The 19446-nt window shown below is 68.6% G+C and carries 18 protein-coding genes; 12 read left to right on the top strand and 6 right to left on the bottom strand.

Annotation, left to right across the window (positions count from 1 at the left end; translation table 11 throughout):
- Positions 1 to 121: 121 nt before the first annotated feature.
- The 5 genes from dnaK to ABZ824_RS09835 all read left to right on the top strand — a co-directional run bounded on the left by dnaK (position 122) and on the right by ABZ824_RS09835 (position 5930).
- The gene (gene dnaK, locus ABZ824_RS09855) at positions 122 to 1969 is read left to right on the top strand and encodes a molecular chaperone DnaK (RefSeq protein WP_355071493.1); all 1848 of its coding nucleotides are present in this window, start codon (positions 122 to 124) and stop codon (positions 1967 to 1969) included.
- Positions 1966 to 2625 carry a nucleotide exchange factor GrpE gene (gene grpE, locus ABZ824_RS09850; protein ID WP_356962856.1) on the top strand — a complete coding sequence of 220 codons (660 nt, stop codon included), beginning with the start codon at positions 1966 to 1968 and terminating at the stop codon, positions 2623 to 2625. The genes dnaK and grpE overlap by 4 nt, the downstream gene beginning before the upstream one ends.
- A 24-nt stretch (positions 2626 to 2649) precedes the next feature.
- A complete protein-coding gene (gene dnaJ / locus ABZ824_RS09845) occupies positions 2650 to 3810 on the top strand; it encodes a molecular chaperone DnaJ (RefSeq protein ID WP_356962854.1) in 1161 nt (386 codons plus the stop codon).
- The gene (locus tag ABZ824_RS09840) at positions 3810 to 4229 is read left to right on the top strand and encodes a helix-turn-helix transcriptional regulator (RefSeq protein ID WP_355071498.1); all 420 of its coding nucleotides are present in this window, start codon (positions 3810 to 3812) and stop codon (positions 4227 to 4229) included. Before dnaJ ends, ABZ824_RS09840 begins: the two co-directional genes overlap by 1 nt.
- A gap of 531 nt (positions 4230 to 4760) precedes the next feature.
- Entirely contained in the window at positions 4761 to 5930 is a 1170-nt protein-coding gene (locus ABZ824_RS09835; protein ID WP_355071500.1) for an FAD-binding oxidoreductase, read from the top strand.
- A gap of 217 nt (positions 5931 to 6147) precedes the next feature.
- Here the strand turns inward: ABZ824_RS09835 and ABZ824_RS09830 are convergent, their stop codons facing one another.
- The 4 genes from ABZ824_RS09830 to ABZ824_RS09815 form a co-directional block, all read right to left on the bottom strand.
- Positions 6148 to 6909: an FAD-binding oxidoreductase gene (locus ABZ824_RS09830; protein WP_355072103.1), complete on the bottom strand. Its 762-nt coding sequence runs from the start codon at positions 6907 to 6909 to the stop codon at positions 6148 to 6150.
- A gap of 28 nt (positions 6910 to 6937) precedes the next feature.
- Positions 6938 to 8095 carry an FAD-binding oxidoreductase gene (locus tag ABZ824_RS09825; RefSeq protein WP_039802769.1) on the bottom strand — a complete coding sequence of 386 codons (1158 nt, stop codon included), beginning with the start codon at positions 8093 to 8095 and terminating at the stop codon, positions 6938 to 6940.
- Between the two features lie 308 nt (positions 8096 to 8403).
- On the bottom strand, positions 8404 to 9291 hold the full coding sequence (locus ABZ824_RS09820) for an LLM class flavin-dependent oxidoreductase (RefSeq protein WP_356962852.1): 888 nt from the start codon (positions 9289 to 9291) through the stop codon (positions 8404 to 8406).
- A gap of 56 nt (positions 9292 to 9347) precedes the next feature.
- A complete protein-coding gene (locus ABZ824_RS09815; RefSeq protein WP_356962851.1) occupies positions 9348 to 10283 on the bottom strand; it encodes an NADP-dependent oxidoreductase in 936 nt (311 codons plus the stop codon).
- 338 nt (positions 10284 to 10621) lie between these two features.
- On the opposite strand from ABZ824_RS09815, the gene clpB reads away from it, so the two are divergent.
- From clpB to ABZ824_RS09780, 7 genes are all read left to right on the top strand, one after another.
- The gene (gene clpB, locus ABZ824_RS09810) at positions 10622 to 13177 is read left to right on the top strand and encodes an ATP-dependent chaperone ClpB (protein ID WP_356962850.1); all 2556 of its coding nucleotides are present in this window, start codon (positions 10622 to 10624) and stop codon (positions 13175 to 13177) included.
- 49 nt (positions 13178 to 13226) lie between these two features.
- Positions 13227 to 14027, top strand: coding sequence for a DUF5666 domain-containing protein (locus ABZ824_RS09805; protein ID WP_355071506.1), 801 nt, complete (start codon positions 13227 to 13229; stop codon positions 14025 to 14027).
- A gap of 80 nt (positions 14028 to 14107) precedes the next feature.
- Complete coding sequence (locus tag ABZ824_RS09800) at positions 14108 to 15103, top strand: hypothetical protein (RefSeq protein ID WP_356962849.1); 996 nt, start codon at positions 14108 to 14110, stop codon at positions 15101 to 15103.
- 55 nt (positions 15104 to 15158) lie between these two features.
- Positions 15159 to 15962, top strand: coding sequence for an SDR family NAD(P)-dependent oxidoreductase (locus tag ABZ824_RS09795; protein ID WP_356962847.1), 804 nt, complete (start codon positions 15159 to 15161; stop codon positions 15960 to 15962).
- A gap of 1 nt (position 15963) precedes the next feature.
- Positions 15964 to 16512 (top strand): orotate phosphoribosyltransferase, encoded by a 549-nt coding sequence (gene pyrE / locus ABZ824_RS09790; RefSeq protein ID WP_355071509.1) that lies wholly within the window; start codon positions 15964 to 15966, stop codon positions 16510 to 16512.
- A 49-nt stretch (positions 16513 to 16561) separates the two neighbouring features.
- Positions 16562 to 17620: a beta-ketoacyl-ACP synthase 3 gene (locus ABZ824_RS09785; RefSeq protein WP_355071511.1), complete on the top strand. Its 1059-nt coding sequence runs from the start codon at positions 16562 to 16564 to the stop codon at positions 17618 to 17620.
- A 2-nt stretch (positions 17621 to 17622) separates the two neighbouring features.
- Positions 17623 to 18330 carry a lysoplasmalogenase gene (locus tag ABZ824_RS09780; protein WP_356962845.1) on the top strand — a complete coding sequence of 236 codons (708 nt, stop codon included), beginning with the start codon at positions 17623 to 17625 and terminating at the stop codon, positions 18328 to 18330.
- Here the strand turns inward: ABZ824_RS09780 and ABZ824_RS09775 are convergent.
- Together ABZ824_RS09775 and ABZ824_RS09770 are read right to left on the bottom strand one after the other, a co-directional pair.
- Positions 18314 to 18760, bottom strand: a complete 447-nt coding sequence (locus ABZ824_RS09775; RefSeq protein ID WP_355071515.1) for a hypothetical protein — start codon at positions 18758 to 18760, stop codon at positions 18314 to 18316. The genes ABZ824_RS09780 and ABZ824_RS09775 overlap by 17 nt on opposite strands.
- A gap of 61 nt (positions 18761 to 18821) precedes the next feature.
- Positions 18822 to 19400, bottom strand: a complete 579-nt coding sequence (locus ABZ824_RS09770) for a Uma2 family endonuclease (protein ID WP_356962844.1) — start codon at positions 19398 to 19400, stop codon at positions 18822 to 18824.
- Between the last annotated feature and the right edge of the window lie 46 nt (positions 19401 to 19446).

Genomic DNA, 19446 nt, shown 5'->3' with positions numbered 1-19446 from the left:
TTGCTGGGGCCGTGCTCCGTGAGGTGCTAGGGGCGAGGTCTCGCGGCGTCCCGCAGCGGACGCCGAGGGCGGTTTCGCCCGGCACCTACACATATCGGTACGTCAATTAGGAGGAACCACTATGGCTCGTGCGGTCGGAATCGACCTCGGGACCACGAACTCGGTCGTCGCCGTTCTCGAAGGCGGTGAGCCGGTCGTCGTCGCCAACTCGGAAGGATCGCGCACCACCCCGTCGATCGTCGCGTTCGCGAAGAACGGCGAGGTACTGGTCGGCCAGCCGGCGAAGAACCAGGCCGTCACCAACGTCGACCGCACCATTCGCTCCGTCAAGCGGCACATCGGCACCGACTGGTCGGTGGACATCGACGACAAGAAGTACACGCCGCAGGAGATCAGCGCGCGCGTGCTGATGAAGCTCAAGCGCGACGCGGAGTCCTACCTCGGTGAGGAGATCACCGACGCGGTCATCACCGTGCCCGCCTACTTCGAGGACGCCCAGCGGCAGGCCACGAAGGAAGCAGGCCAGATCGCGGGCCTGAACGTCCTGCGCATCGTCAACGAGCCCACCGCCGCGGCGCTCGCCTACGGCTTGGACAAGGGCGACAAGGAACAGACCATCCTGGTCTTCGACCTCGGTGGCGGCACCTTCGACGTCTCGCTGCTGGAAATCGGCGAGGGCGTCGTCGAGGTCCGCGCCACCTCCGGCGACAACCACCTCGGTGGTGACGACTGGGACGAGCGGGTCGTGCAGTGGCTGGTCGACAAGTTCAAGGCCAGCTCGGGCATCGACCTGACCAAGGACAAGATGGCCATGCAGCGGCTGCGTGAGGCCGCCGAGAAGGCCAAGATCGAGCTGAGCTCCTCGCAGAGCACCTCGATCAACCTGCCCTACATCACCGTCGACGCGGAGAAGAACCCGCTGTTCCTCGACGAGCAGCTGACTCGCGCCGAGTTCCAGAAGATCACCTCGGACCTGCTCGACCGCACCCGCGCGCCGTTCCAGTCCGTGATCAAGGACGCGGGCATCAAGGTGTCCGACATCGACCACGTGGTGCTCGTCGGCGGTTCCACCCGTATGCCGGCCGTCACCGACCTGGTGCGCGAGCTGACCGGTGGCAAGGAGCCCAACAAGGGCGTGAACCCGGACGAGGTCGTCGCCGTCGGCGCCGCCCTGCAGGCCGGTGTGCTCAAGGGTGAGGTCAAGGACGTCCTGCTGCTCGACGTGACCCCGCTGTCGCTGGGCATCGAGACCAAGGGCGGCGTGATGACCAAGCTCATCGAGCGCAACACCACCATCCCGACCAAGCGCTCGGAGACCTTCACCACGGCCGACGACAACCAGCCGTCGGTGCAGATCCAGGTGTTCCAGGGTGAGCGCGAGATCGCCTCGCACAACAAGCTGCTCGGCTCCTTCGAGCTGACCGGCATCCCGCCCGCCCCGCGCGGCGTGCCGCAGATCGAGGTCACCTTCGACATCGACGCCAACGGCATCGTGCACGTCACCGCGAAGGACAAGGGCACCGGCAAGGAGAACACGATCAAGATCCAGGACGGCTCCGGCCTGTCCAAGGAGGAGATCGATCGGATGGTCAAGGACGCCGAGGCCCACGCGGCCGAGGACAAGGCGCGTCGCGAGGAGGCGGAGACCCGCAACCAGGCCGAGTCGCTGGTCCACCAGACCGAGAAGTTCATCAAGGAGAACGAGGACAAGGTCCCCGCGGACGTCAAGACCAAGGTCGAGGCGGCCATCGCCGAGGCGAACGAGGCTCTGAAGGGCACCGACATCGCCGCGGTCAAGGCGGCCGTCGAGAAGCTGGCCACCGAGTCGCAGGCGCTCGGCCAGGCCATCTACGAGGCCTCCGCCGCGGACGCCGCCGCACAGGGCGACGGCGCGACCAGCGCCGCGTCGGATGACCAGGTCGTGGACGCCGAGGTCGTGGACGAGCCGGTCGACACGGAGAAGAAGTGACCGAGGACAACTTCGAGAAGGAGCCGATCACCTTCGTCGACAACCGGAAGATCGATCCGGAGACCGGTGACGTCAGGCAGCAGGCCGCGGACAACGGCGCCGCGGCCGCGCAGGCCCCGCAGGTGGACGAGGGCGTGGACATCGACAACGACGACGCCCTCGCCGACACCATCAGCGGCGAGCTCGCCGAGCGCACCGCCGACCTGCAGCGGCTGACCGCCGAATACGCCAACTACCGGCGCCGGGTCGAGCGCGACCGCAAGGCCGTCATCGACAACGCCAAGGCGTCGGTGGTCACCGAGTTGCTCGGTGTGCTCGACGATCTCGACCGCGCGCGGGCGCACGGCGACCTGGAATCGGGTCCGCTGCGGTCGGTGGCCGACAAGTTGTCGGCCGCGCTGCTCAAGCAGGGTCTCGAGGAGTTCGGTTCGGAGGGCGAGCCTTTCGACCCGACCCTGCACGAGGCCGTGCAGCACGAGGGCTCCGGCCACGACCCGGTGATCGGCATTGTGATGCGCAAAGGCTATCGCTTCGGCGATAGGGTGCTTCGGCACGCGCTCGTCGGGGTAACCGACGGCGTAGCCGATCTGACGGAAAACGCTGTTCAACCTACTGAAGAGGCATCGGATGTTGATGCCGGCGCGAACGATCAATAAGGACGCGAGAGGAGGAGATGCTCGGTGAGCCAACGGGAGTGGATCGAAAAGGACTTCTACAAGGAGCTGGGTATTTCCTCCGGCGCCTCGCAGGACGAGATCAAGAAGGCCTATCGCAAGCTCGCCAGGGACCTGCATCCGGACGCCAACCACGGTGACACCAAAGCCGAGGAGCGGTTCAAGGCCGTCAGCGAGGCGCACGCCGTGCTGTCGGATCCGGCCAAGCGCAAGGAGTACGACGACACCCGCAAGCTCTTCGCGGGTGGCGGCTACGGTCGCGGTGGCTTCGGCGGCGGTACCGGTGGCGGCTTCTCGCAGGAGTTCAACCTCGGGGACATCTTCGGCGGCGCCGCCGGTGCCGCCGACGGTGGCCTCGGCGACCTGCTCGGCGGTCTGTTCAACCGGGGCGGCACGCGGTCGTCGAGCCGCCCCAGGCGCGGGGCCGACGTGGAGACCGAGACGACGCTCGGTTTCCGGGAAGCGGCCCAGGGCGTCACGGTCCCGCTGCGGATGACCAGCCCGTCGCCGTGCACGACGTGTCACGGCAGCGGCGCCAAACCGGGCACGAGTCCGCGAGTCTGCCCGATCTGCAACGGGACCGGCATCGTCAGCCGCAACCAGGGCGCGTTCGGCTTCAGCGAGCCGTGCGACGAGTGCCGGGGCAGCGGGTCGATCATCGACGACCCGTGCCTCGACTGCCAGGGCAGCGGCATCCAGAACCGCACGCGCACCATCACGGTGCGGATTCCTCCCGGAGTCGGTGACGGTCAACGGATCCGGCTGGCCGGTCAGGGCGAGGCGGGGCTGCGCGGGGCGCCCTCGGGCGACCTGTATGTCACCGTCCACGTCAGCCAGGACAAGGTCTTCGGCCGCAACGGCGACGACCTGACCCTGGTTCTGCCGGTCAGTTACAGTGAATTGGTCCTCGGTACAACGGTTTCGGTGCCCACTCTGGACGGCCGGGTCGGCGTCAAGGTGCCTCCGGGTACCGCCGACGGCCGCACCTTGCGGGTGCGCGGCCGTGGCGTGCCCAAGCGCGGCGGCGGCGCGGGCGACCTACTGGTGACGGTGAAGGTCGCGATTCCGCAGAAGCTGGACAACGACGCCGTCGAGGCGCTGAAGCGCTACCAGGAGGCGGAACGGGCCGGCGGCTTCGACCCACGTGCAGGATGGGCAGGTGCGTGATGTCCTCCGAACCGAAGAACGCGTCCGGCGGGTCGCGGGCCGAGTTCTTCATGATCTCGGTCGCGGCCCAGCTGGCCGGCATGCACGCGCAGACGCTGCGCACGTATGACCGTCTGGGACTGGTCACGCCGCAACGTACTTCGGGCGGTGGTCGGCGCTACTCGGCCCGGGACGTGGAGCTGCTGCGCGAGGTGCAGCGGCTGTCCCAGGACGAGGGCGTCAACCTGGCGGGCATCAAGCGCATCATCGAACTGACCAATCAGGTGGAGGAACTGCGCCAGCAGGTCGCGGAACTGTCGGCCGAGCTGGAGCGGACGCGGGCGGCGTACCGTCCGGATCTCGCTCCGCAGCAGCGCAGTACCGCGCTGGTCGTCTGGCAGCCGCGGCATCGTCGTGAGGACGGTCAGCGCAGACGATAACCGGCACGACGACGGCCCCGGCCTCGGTCGCACATCGCGATCCGGCGCCGGGGCCGTCGTCGTGCGCGGGCATTGTCACAAAGATTTGCTGAAGATAAACCAGAACATGTTCGGCGGAAGTGGTGCGGCACCATCTATTTCGTCGTCTAATCAACTGGACATTTTCACCATAGATCAGTTTACGTAACCGGTTCGGCCTACGCGATTCGATCTACCTCGGGTGGGCGCCATGTTGCCCTGAAGTCGCTAGAACAGACCAATCGGGACGTAATTCCACAAGAGGGCCTTACCAATTCGGTGTGCACACGCCTGATTTTGTGCCGAATCCCCGGTCTTGCAGTCGGTTTCTCTGGCGTGTCGCCCTGGGCATCCTCGTTTCGACGAAATTGAGCGCGGTATGTTCCTTCGAAAGATTCCGTTGCTGGCAAACCTCGCCTACACTCCTTGCCATCGGCTGCTGTCGAGTGGCCCCGCAGCACCTCACTCGCCGGCATGGTTCGTGAACGAGTGCGAAATGGGGTTGTGAGACCAATGGATTCACGCACTGTCGCTTTGATCAGAACTACGTTCAAGGCGGTTGCTGCGGAGGATGGGGGGCCGGAGAAACTGGCGAGATCGTTCTACGCGATCTTGTTCACCGACTACCCGCACGTCCGCGATTTCTTTCCCGCCGCGATGGACTCCCAGCGCGACCGCCTGGTCAAGGCGATCTCCTATGCACTGGACCGGTTGGAGGAGCCCGACAAGCTGCTGCCCTTCCTGGCTCAGCTCGGCAGGGATCATCGCAAATACGGCGTGCAGCCCGCGCACTACGCCGCCGTCGCCACCGCGCTGAAGAACGCCGTGAAGGTGTTCGCGGGCACCGAGATGTGGACCGACGAGGTGGACCGCGCCTGGGACGAGGGCCTGCAGATCATCTCCGACACCATGATCGGCGCGGCGGAGAAGGAGACCACGCCGTCGGTGTGGACCGGCACGGTGATCGAGCGCCGCGAGGTGCTGCGCAACCTGGTCGTCGTCCGGCTGCAACTGGATCAGCCGATGCGCTATGCCGCGGGCCAGTACTTGAGCGTGCAGGTTCCGTCGCGGCCGCGCATGTGGCGCTATCTCTCGCCCGCCGTGCCGGCGAATGCCAACGGTGAGATCGAGTTCCACGTCCGCAGCGTGCTCGGCGGCTGGGTCAGCTCGGCCATCGTCGGCCAGACTGTCGTCGGCGACCAATGGCTGCTCGGCTCGCCACTCGGCGGCCTCGGCGTTCCGCGCAACGCCAAACGCAAGATGCTGATGGTCGGCTGCGGCACCGGAATCGCGCCGCTGCGCGCGCAGCTGATGTCGATGGCGATGCGGCGGACCAATCCGAAGGTGCATCTGTTCGTCGGCGGCCACCACCCCTGCGACCTCTACGACCTGGAGACCCTGAGCAAGCTGGCGATGGCCAACCGCTGGCTCACGGTCACGCCGGTGAGCGAGCACGACGAAAACCCCTGGTGGTACCCGGAACCGGAGGAGCCGCGCACCACCTGGCCGGGCCTGGAACCTCGCGTCACCGGCCAGATCGGCAAGGTCGTAGCCAGTTTCGGCGCATGGTCCGACCGCGACGTGCAGATCGTCGGCTCACCCTCGATGGTGCAGACCACCAAGTTCCGCCTCATGGCAGCCGGAACCCTGGCGAAGAACATCCGTCACGACCCGTTGTATTAGTCCGGCGCCCGCGGCGCCGGGTGTTCGCGGGCTGTGTTGTTCGGCCGCGCCTTCGGCGCGAACGGCGGATGCTCGGTCTCGCTTCGCTCGAAAGACGTGGTTGCGGTGCGCCGGGCGCGTCAGGTGATGACCGCGCTCCCAGGGGCTCGCCGTTGTTGCAGCCTCGGGATATCCGATGGTGGCAATACTACGGCTGCTGTATCGATCTGCTGATCGGTCAGAGCCCCTCGAACTGGATTCGCTCCGGCGGAGTTCCGGTTTCGAGCAGGCGGTCTACCGTGGTTTGGACCATGGCCGGGGAGCCGCAGACGAGTACCTGGTGTTCGAGGAAAGCGCCGTGGGAGCCGAGGACTTCGGCGAGGGTGCCGTAGAGCAGGTCGTCGGGTGCGAAGCCGATGTCGACGCGGGACTGCTCGTACCAGTCGTCGACCCAGCTCGGGTCCTCCGGGTTCTCCACCACCGGAATCACCGTGAGCCAAGGCAATTCGGCGGCCAGCAGGTAGAGCATGTCCGAGGCGTACAGGTCGCGGGGGGAACGCCCCCCGACGAAGAGGTAGGTGGGCGGCGGCGACGGCTTGCGCGCCAGCTCGAGGATCTGAGCGCGCATGGGCGCCAATCCCGTGCCGCCCGCGATCATCACCACCTCGTCGCCGTCGGGGTCGACCCAGAACCCGCCTGCCGGAGCGCCGATCCGCCACTCGTCGCCCGGCTGGGTGTCGGCGACGATCGCGGCGCTGCACCAGCCGCCAGGCACCGTGCGCACGTGGAACTCCAGTTTGCCGTCCAGGGACGGCGGCAGCGCGGGGGACAGCCTGCGGCGCACGCCGGGATGCTGCGGCACCCGGACTTCGACCGACTGTCCGGCGGCGAACGGCACGAACTCTCCGATCAGGCGGATCACCGCGAGATCGTGTCGCAGGCGATGATGGCCGACCACGGTCGAAGTCCACTCCGGCGCCTGATGACCATTGCCGAGCATGCTCGGATCCCCCAACGGGGCCTCCTTCTTACACAGGGTCGCAGCTGATGTTCTGCTCCGGCGTGCCGACCGCGATGAGCGCGCGCCGGGTGTCCGCGATCATCCGGGCCGAGCCGGCGATCTGGATCTGCCGGTCTTCCCACGCGCCGAAGCTCGCGACCACGGCGCCAAGGTTACCGATCAGGCGCCGGTGCATGCCGTACGGTGCGTCCTGCGGCGGATGCGGGTACCACCACGGGTTGGTCTTCTGCTCGCACACCGGAACGATGGTCAGCCACGGGTTGCTCTGCGAGAGCTGCCACATGTTCTCCACGTCGTACAGGTCGCAGGGATAGCGGCCGCCGATGAAGAAGTGCACTCGCGGGTTGATGCCGCGCTGGCCCATTTCGATCAGCTGGGCGCGCAGCGGGGCGATGCCGGTGCCCGCACCGATCATGAGCACGTCGCGGCCGCTGTCCCGGTCGACGTGCAGTCCGCCGAGCGGGCCCGCGATCCGCCATCGGTCGCCGACCCTGGTCTCGTTGACGATCGCGGGGCTCACCCAGCCGCCGCGGATCTTGCGCACGTGGAACTCGATCTCGCCGTACGGGTTGGACGGGATGGCGGGAGAGAAATAGCGCCACATCTTGGGCCGCTGCGGAATGGTGACCGGCACGTACTGCCCGGCCTGGTAGGGCACCGGCCCATCGGACTGCAGGCGCACGATGGCCAGGTCCTCCAGCACGCGGCGATGGCCGACCACGGTGGCCTCCCACACCGGCTGCGACTTGTCGGAGTTGGCGCCGATGGCCATGGACGCGGAGATCAGGATGGTGATGTCGCGCCAGCCCTCCTCCAGGCTCCGATTCCACGCCGCGCCGTTGTAGACGCGGAACGCCGCCAGCAGCGCACGGCCCGCTATGTCGTAGTGCGCGGCCTCCACGCCGTACTTGCGATGGTCGCGAGCGAGTTGCTCCAGGAACTTCTGCGCGCGGTCCCAGTCCTCCAGGTGATCGAGGACGTACTGGATGGCCGTGGCGATCCGTTTGGCCTGCATCTCCATGGCGGGTGGGAACAATTCGCGCAACCGTGGGTTCTCGGCGAACAAATGTCCGTAGAACGCACTGACCAACCGCTCGGGTCCATTCGGCGACTCGATCACCGAACGAAAATTGGCGCGGACCAGCGCAGCCGAACGCGCATCCACGACGTGGAGCTTCCTTTCCCTCAGTTCTGCCCGGGGACATACCCGTTACCGGCGGTCTCCCGCCGACAAGTATCCCCGAAAATGCCGTGGTCGTGTGGGTATAAAGCGAACCTTCGCCTTCGCTGCGGCCATGCCCGTGCTGGAGACGGACTACGTCCGGCTGCGCCCGTTGGTGCCGTGCGACCCGGGCAAACGGTAATCGGTGGGCAAACGGCGGATGCCGCTGACCCGTCGGGTACCGCCGTCGTGGGCGGCCCGGGCCGGATTTCCGCGTCGATGCGGGACCGGAGGATGCCGTTTCCGGCCGGTCAGGTTCCGGCGCCGGTACGCACCGCAGGCACGACCTGCTCGGTATAACGACGGATCTGCTCGACCGGTTCCCCCTCGGTCGGCCAGAAGACGAAGCCGTCGATCCGCTGGTCACGGTGCAGGGCGAGCAGGTCGTCGACCCAGCGCTGGGGCGGGCCCTCCAGGAAGCCGCGATCGGCCCCGTCCGCGGTGATGGTGCCCGATACGTTCAGCACCCGCCGCACCGTCAGCGGATCCCGGCCCGCCGCCGCGGCGGCGGCATCGATCCGCTCGCCCGCTTCGGCGAGGAACTCCGGCGGCGCCCACGCGGCGGACGGCACCCAGCCGTCGGCGGCGCGTCCGGTGAGCTCGAGCATGCGCGGTCCGCGCGCACCGAGCCAGATGCCGGGCTCGTGCCGCGGCCGGGGGCCGGGATGCGCGCCCGCCAGGGAGTAGAAGGCGCCGGGCACCCGGACCGATCGCTCGTCGCTCCACAACGCGCGGATCACCGCGATCGCCTCGGCCAGGGCGCGTACCGCCTCGCCGCCGGTTCGGCGCGGTCCGCCCATCCCGGCGACGGCGTCCCAGAACGCGCCGGCGCCGAGACCGAGCTGGATCCTGCCGTCGCTGATGATGTCGAGCGAGGCCACCGCCTTCGCGAGCAACGCGGGGTTGCGCAGCGGCAGGTTCGCCACGTCGGGGAAGTAAGTGATCCGCTCGGTGCGCGCGACGAGAGCGGTGATCAGCGTCCAGGTGTCCAGGAAACGGCGCTGGTAGGGATGGTCCTGGATCCCGATCAGGTCGAGCCCGGACACGTCGGCGTACACGCTCAGCTCGGCGAGCCTACGGAAGTCGTCGGCCTCCGGGATCAGGAACAGACCGAATTGGGGCGGTCGAGTGCTCGTCACACACCTCCTGGTGATCTCGCGGGACGCCCGACCCCGGCGTGGCGGGCCGGTGTCGCTCAGATGGCGAGCACGGTCTTGCCGCGTGCGCCGGGCGCTCCGATGACCGCCGGTCCCTCCGCGAGCGGGACGGTCGCGTCGATCGGCACGACCACGTCACCGGCGGCGACGCGCTGGATCAGCCGGGCCAGCTCCGGCGCTTTCCCCTTGGATTCGATGTTGCCCCCTTTCAGCGACCGTGCGCGCAGCGCGTCCTCGTCGGCCGCGAAGATGGTGGAGTACACGGTGCCGCCGTCGCGGACCAGCGTGGTCAGCTCCGCCAGCGCCTCGGGCGGGCTCACCAGATCGAACAGCACGTCGATGCCGTCCGGATGCGCGGCGGCGACCTGGTCGCGCACCGGCCCCGCGGTGTAGTCCACCGTCTCGGCCGCGCCCAAGCGGGTCATCTGATCGGCGGAGTCGCCGCGTGCCGTGGCGATGACGTGCGCGCCGGCGATATTGGCCAGCTGCACCAAGAAGGAGCCGACGCCGCCGGTCGCGCCCACGATCAGCACGGTCTGGCCCGGGTGGATGTGGGTGGCGTCCACGAGGTCCTGCGCGGTCACCCCGGCCGTCGGCAGCGCGGCGGCGGCGACGGTGGTCACGCCCGGCGGGATCGGCACCAGCGTGCCGCCCTCCGGGAGCACCGCGTACTCGGCGAAACTGCCGTGGCCCACCGGCGGTGTGAGGAACTTGCCGACCACCCGGTCGCCGATGGCGAACCGGCTGACGCCCGCGCCGATCGTGGCGACCGTGCCCGCCCCGTCGACTCCGAGGATCAGCGGAAAGTCGTGCGGCAGTTTGCCTTCCAGGAGGCCGGAGGCCACCTTCCGGTCGAAGGGATTCACCCCGGCTGCCTGGAGTTGGACCCGCACGGATCCGGGGCCCGGCTCGGGCATCGGCATCTCGGCCAGTTCCGGCGTCGCTCCGAACTTCCGTACCACGATCGCGCGCATCCATTCGCTCCTCGAGTCGGGGTGAAGAGTGCTGCAACAACTGACGGCCGAGGTCATCGTAGGCATCCGAAGGTCGCCGACGTGCGGAATCATCGCATCGGCGGTGTCGCGGGGCGTCGCTTTCGCCGGTGCCGGGGCGTAGCGTTCGACACGATCCGGCGGCATCGGAGCGGCGTGGCGAAGAATCTGAAACTTGAGCGGAACAGACTCAACCTTTCGGACGTTGGACGGGTAGGAACGGCGCCGAGCCGAAGGCGGAGCGGGACGAAGCGACGGCTTCGGCCGGGCGAACACGCTCGGCGCCGTACGAATCGACTCGACTAGTAGGAAGGTGACTCGTGGACTCGTTCAATCCCACCACCAAGACCCAGGCCGCACTGACCGCCGCCCTGCAGGCGGCCTCCGCCGCGGGCAACCCGGAGATTCGTCCGGCGCACTTGCTGGTGGCGTTGCTGGACCAGACCGACGGCATCGCCGCGCCCTTGCTGAAGGCCGTCGGAACGGATCCGGCGGTCGTGCGCAACGAGGCACAGGCCATCGTGGACCGGCTGCCGCAGGCGACCGGCGCCACCACCACACCGCAGCTGGGCCGCGAGGCGCTCGCCGCGATCACCGCGGCGCAGCGCCTGGCCACCGAACTCGGTGACGAATACGTCTCCACCGAGCACGTGATGGTCGGTCTCGCCCAAGGCGACTCCGACGTGACGATGCTGCTCACCAAGTACGGCGCCACCGCCGACGCGCTGCGTGCGGCGTTCACCGCGGTGCGTGGCAGCGCCCGGGTGACCAGCCCCGATCCGGAGGGCAGCTACCAGGCGCTGGAGAAGTACTCCACCGACCTCACCGACGCCGCCCGCAACGGCAAACTCGACCCGGTCATCGGCCGGGACACCGAGATCCGCCGGGTGGTACAGGTTTTGAGCCGTCGCACCAAGAACAACCCGGTGCTGATCGGCGAGCCGGGTGTCGGCAAGACGGCCATCGTCGAGGGGCTCGCCCAGCGCATCGTGGCGGGCGACGTCCCGGAGTCGCTGCGCGGCAAGTCCGTCGTGGCGCTCGACCTCGGCGCGATGGTCGCGGGCGCGAAGTACCGCGGCGAGTTCGAGGAGCGGCTCAAGGCCGTGCTCGAGGACATCAAGAACAGCGCGGGCCAGATCATCACGTTCATCGACGAGCTGCACACCATCGTCGGCGCGGGCGCCACCGGTGAATCGGCGATGGACGCGGGCAACATGATCAAGCCGATGCTGGCCCGCGGCGAGCTGCGCCTGGTCGGCGCGACCACGCTGGAGGAATACCGCCAGCACATCGAGAAGGACGCCGCCCTGGAGCGGCGCTTCCAGCAGGTGCTGGTCGGCGAGCCGTCGGTGGAGGACACCATCGGCATCCTGCGCGGCATCAAGGATCGCTACGAGGTGCACCACGGTGTGCGCATCACCGACTCCGCGCTGGTCGCCGCGGCCACGCTGTCGGACCGCTACATCACCTCCCGGTTCCTGCCGGACAAGGCGATCGACCTGGTAGACGAGTCGGCCTCGCGGTTGCGCATGGAGATCGACTCCCGCCCGGTGGAGATCGACGAGGTGGAGCGCGCGGTGCGCCGCCTGGAGATCGAGGAGGTCGCCCTCGCCAAGGAGACCGACGAGGCCTCCAAGCAGCGGCTGGAGAAGCTGCGCGCCGAACTCGCCGACGACCGGGAGAAGCTCAATCAGCTGACCACCCGTTGGCAGAACGAGAAGAGCGCGATCGACCAGGTGCGCACGCTCAAGGAGCAACTGGAAGCGCTGCGCGGCGAATCCGAACGCGCCGAGCGCGACGGTGATCTGGGCAAGGCGGCCGAACTGCGCTACGGCCGGATCCCCGCGCTGGAGAAGCAGCTCGCTCAGGCCGAGCAGTCCTCGGCCACCGCGGGCGACGGCGAGGTGATGCTCAAGGAAGAAGTCGGCCCGGACGACATCGCCGAGGTGGTGTCCTCGTGGACCGGCATTCCGGTGGGCCGGATGCTGGAAGGCGAGACCCAGAAGCTGCTGCGCATGGAGGAGGAGCTTGGTCGCCGCGTGGTCGGTCAGACCGAGGCGGTGCAGGCGGTGTCCGACGCGGTGCGCCGGGCGCGCGCGGGTGTCGCCGATCCGAACCGCCCCACCGGCTCGTTCATGTTCGTCGGCCCGACCGGCGTCGGCAAGACGGAGCTGGCGAAAGCGTTGGCGGACTTCCTGTTCGACGACGAGCGCGCCATGGTCCGCATCGACATGAGCGAGTACAGCGAGAAGCACTCGGTGGCCCGGCTGGTCGGCGCCCCGCCCGGCTACGTCGGTTACGACCAGGGCGGTCAGCTCACCGAGGCGGTGCGGCGCAGGCCCTACACGGTGGTGCTGTTCGACGAGATCGAGAAGGCACACCCGGACGTGTTCGACATCCTGCTCCAGGTGCTCGACGAGGGCAGGCTCACCGACGGCCAAGGCCGCACGGTGGACTTCCGCAACACCATCCTCATCCTCACCTCGAACCTGGGTGCGGGCGGTGACCAGGAGTTCGTCATGAACGCGGTGCGTTCGGCCTTCAAGCCGGAGTTCCTCAACCGCCTCGACGACGTGGTCATGTTCCACGCGCTCGACGAGGAGCAGTTGGAGCAGATCGTCGACATACAGCTCGATCAGCTGCAGAAGCGCCTGGCGCAACGCAGGCTGAAGCTGGAGGTCAGCGATTCGGCTCGGTTCTGGCTCGCCGTGCGCGGTTACGACCCCTCCTATGGCGCTCGTCCGTTGCGCAGGCTGATCCAGCAGGCCATCGGCGACTCCCTCGCCAAGGAGTTGCTCGCGGGCGAGGTCACCGACGGCGACAGCGTCAAGGTGGCCGTCAGCCCCGACGGGGACGGCCTGATCGTCGGAAGGTGATGAGCGAGCAAGCGGCCCCGCGCGTGCGGGGCCGCTTACCCTGGAAGCCATGACCAACCCGAACGATCCCTGGGGACAGCGGCCGGAGGATGCACCGACCGAGCACCTGGGTCCGCCGGGCAAGTCCGGCTACGGGGGCCCGGCGCACACCACGGCGTATCCCGACGCGTACGGCGCCGGCGCTCCGTCGGAATATCCCCCGACGGAGCAGTACGGATCCTGGGGCCCACCCCCGACGAACGCGACGCGCGCGTTCCCGTCCTACGACTCCCAGTGGGCCGCCTATCCGGACACCGCTCCGGGTGCGGCGGGGCCGCCCGGCGGCGCGATGCCGCCTGCCGGGGGAGTGCCGCAGGGACCACCACCGCAGCCGCCGCGGCGCAACACCGGTCTGTGGATCGCCCTCGGCATCGGCGTCGTGTTGCTCATCGGTGCGATCGGGGTGGTCTCGGGCGTGCTGCTGGGCGCAAGCGATTCCGGCTCGGCCGACACCGCGGCGGCACCGACGACGCGCGTCACCACGAGACCGGCGCCGGGAACCAGGAACGCCCAGCCGACCCCACCGAGCGGGTTGCCCAGCGTGCCCGGCCTCGGCGATGCCGACGGGCTCGGCGCGACCATGGGCACCATCACCGCGAACGACGGGGGCACCCTGACGGTGAGTTCGGTGATGGGCAACACCATCACGGTGCGCACGGACGCCAAGACGCAGGTGATCGCCTTGTCGGGCACGAAAGTATCCGATCTCGCCACCGGTGAGCTGGTGCTGATCCAGGGCGACAAGGCCGCGGACGGATCGATCCAGGCGAAGGTCATCATCGGTACCTCGCTGCCCGGCGGCGGACGATGAGCCGCGCCGGGCGCGGCCCGCGCGAAGCGCCGGGGGTAATGACGGACCATGTCCGGCCGGGACCATTAGGCTAGGCGTCGATGACGGCAATGTGGTTCGGGTTGGCGGCGATCGCGCTCGTGGGTGCGATCGTGCTGCTGTATTTCGATCGGCTCCAGCGTCAGCGGACCGGTCACGCGCGACAGGTGTGGGCGAAGTCGCAGGGCTATACCTATGTGTCCGTGGAACCCGCGCTGCCGTCCACGTGGCGGCGGGGCGCGCTGACCAAACTGGGCTATCTCTCCGCGGTCGACGTGGTCTCCGGCATCCGCAAGGGCGAGAAGTTCGTGCTGTTCGACTTGGAGGACTCCGCGACGCTGGTCGCGGTCCGCCGCCAGATCGGTTCGGACATCGACGTGGACATGCGGCTGAAGACGGCCGCGCCGCCCAAGGACCACGATCTGGAACTGCTCGGCGCCATCGGTGATCGCGTGGTGTTCGCGACCAACCCCGAAATCGCCAGGCACGCGGTCGATCAGCGCATGGTCGCGTTCATCGAGAATCTTCCGGACTCCGTACAGATGCTCTGGAGCGAGGGCAACTGGACGCTGGGCATGCTGCTGGTCGGCACCACCCCGAAGGACTGGGAAGGCGCGATCGACGCGGTGCTGCGCCTGTCCGGCCTGCTGCACGTGCTGCCACCGGTCAGCGAGCCGCACTTCGACGACGGCGGACCCGAGCCGGGCCGCTCCCGGCCTCGCGAGCGTCAGCGGGGCGAGAACGTCCGGGGCCCCGAGGACGACGCGGGCGACCGTCCGCGCCCGGAGGCCGAGGGCGACGAGCGGTCCGATGACGACTCCCACGCCGGCGAGCGAGCCGAGGAGCGGGGATCGGAACCGGCGCGCCGCCCGTCGCTGGCCGTCGTGCCGAACACCCGCGCCCGTGTGCGCGAGGACGACGGACCTCGGTCACATGAGGAACGCGACGAGCGCGCCGAGGGCCGGGCCGACTCCGAGTCGCGGCAGCGGCCCGCCGACCCGCCCGGTGGACCGTTCCATCCCGGCTTCCGCCCCTACCAGGGACCCGTGCCGAAGTGACCGGCCGCGCGCCCACCGCGGTCGGACCCGAGCGACTGCCATCGATCGCGCCGTCATGACCGAGCATCCCCGGCTGCCCGGCGCCACCCGCCCGGTGGCTTTGATCACCGGACCGACCTCGGGTATCGGCCGCGGTTACGCGACCCGGCTGGCCTCCCTCGGCTACGACTTGGTGCTGGCCGCCAGGGACGAGCAGCGGCTCACCGCCCTCGCGACCGAGATGGAACACCGCTTCGGTACCCGCTCGGAGCTGCTCGTCGCCGACCTGGCCGGGGCCGAGGATCGCGAGCGGGTCGCGGCGCGGCTGGCCGACGGCGTCGAATTCCTGGTGAACAACGCCGGTTTCGCGCGGTCAGGGGAGTTCTGGACATTGCCGCCCGAGCAGTTGCAGGCGCAACTGGACGTCAACGTCACCTCCGTGGTGCGGCTCACCAGGGCCGCGCTGCCGCCGATGATCGCGGCGGCCAACGGCTGCGTCGTCAACGTGGCCAGCGTGGCAGGCCTGATTCCCGGACGAGGGTCGACGTACTCGGCGTCCAAGGCATACGTCGTATCCTTCACGGAAGGGTTGGCAGGCGGATTGGCCGGGACCGGAGTCCGGGTCCAAGCCCTGTGCCCGGGATTCGTCCGCACGGAATTCCACCAGCGAGCAGGCATCGAGATGTCCTCGCTGCCGAAAGCGTTGTGGCTGAGCGTCGACCAGGTAGTCGCCGGCTCACTGCGTGATCTGGAGAAGGGCCGGGTGCTCAGCGTGCCCGGTGTGCAGTACAAAGCGCTCACCACCGTCGCCGGAATGATCCCGCGAACCCTGGGGGCCCGGCTCAATCGCGGGCTGTTCAACGCACGCGGAAGGACTTGACATGATCGACGTGATTACCAACGACAGGGACCGGCTGGCCGCGCTGGTACGCGAGCTCGCCGTCGTGCACGGCCGGGTGACCCTGTCCTCGGGCAAAGAGGCCGACTACTACGTCGACCTGCGCCGCGCGACGCTGCACCACGGCGCGGGCCCGCTGATCGGCAAGCTGCTGCGCGAACTCGTCGCGGACTGGGACTTCGACGCCGTCGGCGGCCTGACCATGGGCGCGGACCCGGTGGCGCTGGCCGTGCTGCACGCGCCCGGCCGCCCGATCGACGCCTTCGTGGTGCGCAAGGCCGCGAAGTCGCACGGCATGCAGCGCCAGATCGAAGGCCCCGATGTCGTGGGCAAGCGGGTGCTGGTCGTGGAGGACACCACGACGACCGGCAATTCGCCCCTGACCGCGGTGCGCGCGTTGCGCGCTGCGGGCGCTACCGTGGTCGGCGTCGCCACCGTCGTCGACCGGGAAACCGGCGCCGACCAGGTGATTGCCGCGGAAGGTCTGGAGTACCGGTCGATCCTCGGCTTGAAGGATCTCGCCCTGGGATAGCCTGGACGAGGTGTAAGTCTTCGAAGGTGAAGGGTCGTGTGAGTCTCCAGTGGTGAGCATTGCAGTCAACAGGAGCCGCGAGAACGTCGCGATGCTCGGAATCGGCGCTTACCGACCCGAACGCCTGGTCAGCAACGCGGAGGTCTGCGAGGTCCTGGATTCCACCGACGAGTGGATCTTCGAGCGCACCGGCGTCCGCAACCGGCGCTGGATCAGCGGTGACGAGACGCTCCGGTCGATCGCGGCGGCGGCGGGCGAGCGCGCGATCGTCAACAGCGGCGTCGACCGGTCGAAGATCGGCGCCGTGATCCTGGCCACCTCCAGCTGGCTGACCCTCACCCCGCACGGCGCGCCGCAGGTGGCCTATGACATCGGCATGAACGGCGTCCCCGCTTTCGACCTGACCTCCGGCTGCGGCGGCTTCGGATACGGCCTCGGCGTGGCCGCCGACATGATCCGATCCGGTTCCGCCGAGTACGTCCTGCTCATCGGCGCCGAGACGATGACCGTCGGACTCGACCCCACCGACCGCGGCACCGCGATGATCTTCGGTGACGGCGCGGGCGCGGTCGTGGTCGGCCCGAGCGACGAGAACGGCATCTCGCCGACCGTGTGGGGCAGCGACGGCGAGAACGCAGCAGCGATCATGCAGGACATCGATTTCCTCGAGTACATGCAGCGCGCTCAGGCCATGCAGGGGCTCGACCCGGCGGTGGATCCGGTCGGCCGGATGTCGCTGCGGATGGAGGGCCCCCGCGTCTTCCGCTGGGCCGCGGTCACCCTGCCGCGCGCGCTGTCCACCGCGCTCGAGGTCTCCGGCGTGGCCAAGGAGGACATCGAGGTCTTCGTCCCGCATCAGGCCAACGCGCGGATCAACGAGCTGATGAAGAAGAATCTCGGGCTGGCCGACGAGATCCCGATGGCCAACGACATCGAGAACACCGGAAACACCTCCGCCGCGTCCATTCCGCTCGCGATCGAGGAAATGCTGGTCACCGGCAAGGCCAAGGGCGGGCAGACGGCGTTGCTGCTCGGCTTCGGCGCGGGGCTGAGTTACGCGGGACAAGTCGTCACGCTGCCGCCCGCGCCCGCCGAGCCGAGCTTCTGACCATGCGGCCGTTCCGAGCCGGATATCTCGCGGCGGCGGCGCTCACCGTCTTCGGCGCCGTCACCGGGCGGGAGAAGGCGCAGTGGATCGCGAAGCCGCTGCTGATGCCGCTGCTCGCGGCGGACGTGGCCACCGAAGGCAGAGAGCTGCCGTCCACCGAGCGCACGGTGCTGATCGGGTCGCTGGGCGCGGCCACGGTCGGCGACATCCTGCTCATCGATCCGGACGACGATCGCAGGCTGATCGCGGGCGCCTCGTCGTTCGCGGTGATGCAGGCCGGATACTCCGCGCTGTGGTGGCGGATGGGTGGCAGGCCCGCCGCCGGGGTGGCCGTACCGCGGGTGGCCGCCTGGCTGGGCGCGGCCGGGTTGCTGCGGAAGAAGGCCCCTTCGGTGGCCGCGCCGCTGACCGCGTACGGCGTCACCTTGGGTACCGCGGCCGTGCTCGCGTCGGACCCTGCGCTGGCGCCCGCCACGAAAAACGTTGCGGGAGTGAACATTCCCGGTACCGATCCGCGCAGCCGCCTCGGCGTCGGAGCGCTGCTGTTCACCGTCTCGGACGGGCTGATCGTGCTGCGGCGGTTGTTCGCGCGCGGCGAGCGGACCCGGCGGGTGGCCGAAGGCGTGATCCTGGCGACCTACGCGGCCGCGCAGTACCTGCTCGCCGATCCGAAAGCGCACGTGAAGCCGGTGCTCACAGCACCAGAATGATGCGATCCCGGTTCGCCGGGTCGACGCGGATGGAGAGGATCTCGCCGACCGCGAGCCGGGGTTTGTCGGCCGGGGTGGCGTCGAAAACCACAGTGCCACGGTAACTCTCGGAGCCCGGTACGGTCAGTTCCAGATCCAGCTCGGTGAGCTCCGTGTAATGGTCGGTGCGCTCGAGTGGGTGCACGCCCTCGACGGTCGCCCAGCCTTCCAGCCCGTGCCGCCACAAGCGGCGATCCGCCTTGGACGGCCGTCCGGCCAGCATCATCCCGATGCCGACGCACGAACCGAACAACCCGACCAACGCCACGATCTGATACGGCACGGTTCCCGGCGGCGTCCGATGCACCACCCACCCCAACCACAGCGCCAGCAGGATCAGATACCCGGCGGTCACCCCGAGCACCGTGCGCAGTATCCGCTCGTGATCCATACCAGCCTCCACCCCGAGTGCCAGACCTCCAGGATAGGCCCGGAACGGGCGGTGGAAAGCGCTATCGGCCCGCTCGGCTGCTGGTCAGCGCGGGGAGGTCGATTGTGATCGGGGTTCCGGCAATGTCGACTGTCACGATGCCGGATTGTTCGGCGACGAGTTCGTAGTCGCGGCCGATGAGGTGGTAGGCGGCAAGGCTTGTGGGTTTGTCGAGGTCGATCAGCCAGTAGTATTCGATACCCGCCTCGGCGTACTCGAAGAATTTCGTCACTCGATCGGTACGTCGTGAACCGGGCGACAGAATCTCCACCGCGAGCAGCACGTCGGCCGCATCATAGCGCGGCAGGTTGGCCTCGATACCAGCTTCGGGCACCACGAGAATGTCCGGAACTCGGATGGTCGGCACCGAGCCTGCGTCGATCACCACTTCGGTATCGGCCAGCACGCCGTGGGTGTCGGGCAGTTGCGGTTCCAACTGCGGGCCCAGCCGCAAGACAGCGCGCTGATGTTGCGACACCGGCTTCGGTGACACGACCAGAACCCCCTCGACAAGCTCGTAATTTCGGCTGCTGTCCTCCGGCAGCGCAATCCAGTCCTCCAGGGTCAGCAGATGATCAGGCCAGTTCACGTCGACGGTCATCGCTTCCTCCCCTCCCCGCACGGATACCGCGTTGGGGCCAGTCTGG

It is taken from the genome of Nocardia sp. NPDC047038 (assembly GCF_040644075.1).
GTDB lineage: Bacteria > Actinomycetota > Actinomycetes > Mycobacteriales > Mycobacteriaceae > Nocardia > Nocardia sichangensis.
The sequence above is the reverse complement of the archived record's forward strand: the minus strand, read 5'-3'. Positions and strand labels throughout refer to the sequence as shown.

Excerpts from the sequence above, each read along its gene's own strand:
- dnaK (WP_355071493.1), top strand. The coding sequence starts at position 122 with ATGGCTCGTGCGGTCGGAATCGACCTCGGGACCACGAACTCGGTCGTC.
- ABZ824_RS09840 (WP_355071498.1), top strand. The coding sequence starts at position 3,810 with ATGTCCTCCGAACCGAAGAACGCGTCCGGCGGGTCGCGGGCCGAGTTC.
- ABZ824_RS09830 (WP_355072103.1), bottom strand. The coding sequence starts at position 6,909 with ATGCTCGGCAATGGTCATCAGGCGCCGGAGTGGACTTCGACCGTGGTC.
- ABZ824_RS09770 (WP_356962844.1), bottom strand. The coding sequence starts at position 19,400 with ATGACCGTCGACGTGAACTGGCCTGATCATCTGCTGACCCTGGAGGAC.
- ABZ824_RS09795 (WP_356962847.1), top strand. The coding sequence starts at position 15,159 with ATGACCGAGCATCCCCGGCTGCCCGGCGCCACCCGCCCGGTGGCTTTG.
- ABZ824_RS09805 (WP_355071506.1), top strand. The coding sequence starts at position 13,227 with ATGACCAACCCGAACGATCCCTGGGGACAGCGGCCGGAGGATGCACCG.
- ABZ824_RS09780 (WP_356962845.1), top strand. The coding sequence starts at position 17,623 with ATGCGGCCGTTCCGAGCCGGATATCTCGCGGCGGCGGCGCTCACCGTC.
- ABZ824_RS09815 (WP_356962851.1), bottom strand. The coding sequence starts at position 10,283 with ATGCGCGCGATCGTGGTACGGAAGTTCGGAGCGACGCCGGAACTGGCC.
- pyrE (WP_355071509.1), top strand. The coding sequence starts at position 15,964 with ATGATCGACGTGATTACCAACGACAGGGACCGGCTGGCCGCGCTGGTA.
- ABZ824_RS09800 (WP_356962849.1), top strand. The coding sequence starts at position 14,108 with ATGACGGCAATGTGGTTCGGGTTGGCGGCGATCGCGCTCGTGGGTGCG.
- ABZ824_RS09835 (WP_355071500.1), top strand. The coding sequence starts at position 4,761 with ATGGATTCACGCACTGTCGCTTTGATCAGAACTACGTTCAAGGCGGTT.
- ABZ824_RS09775 (WP_355071515.1), bottom strand. The coding sequence starts at position 18,760 with ATGGATCACGAGCGGATACTGCGCACGGTGCTCGGGGTGACCGCCGGG.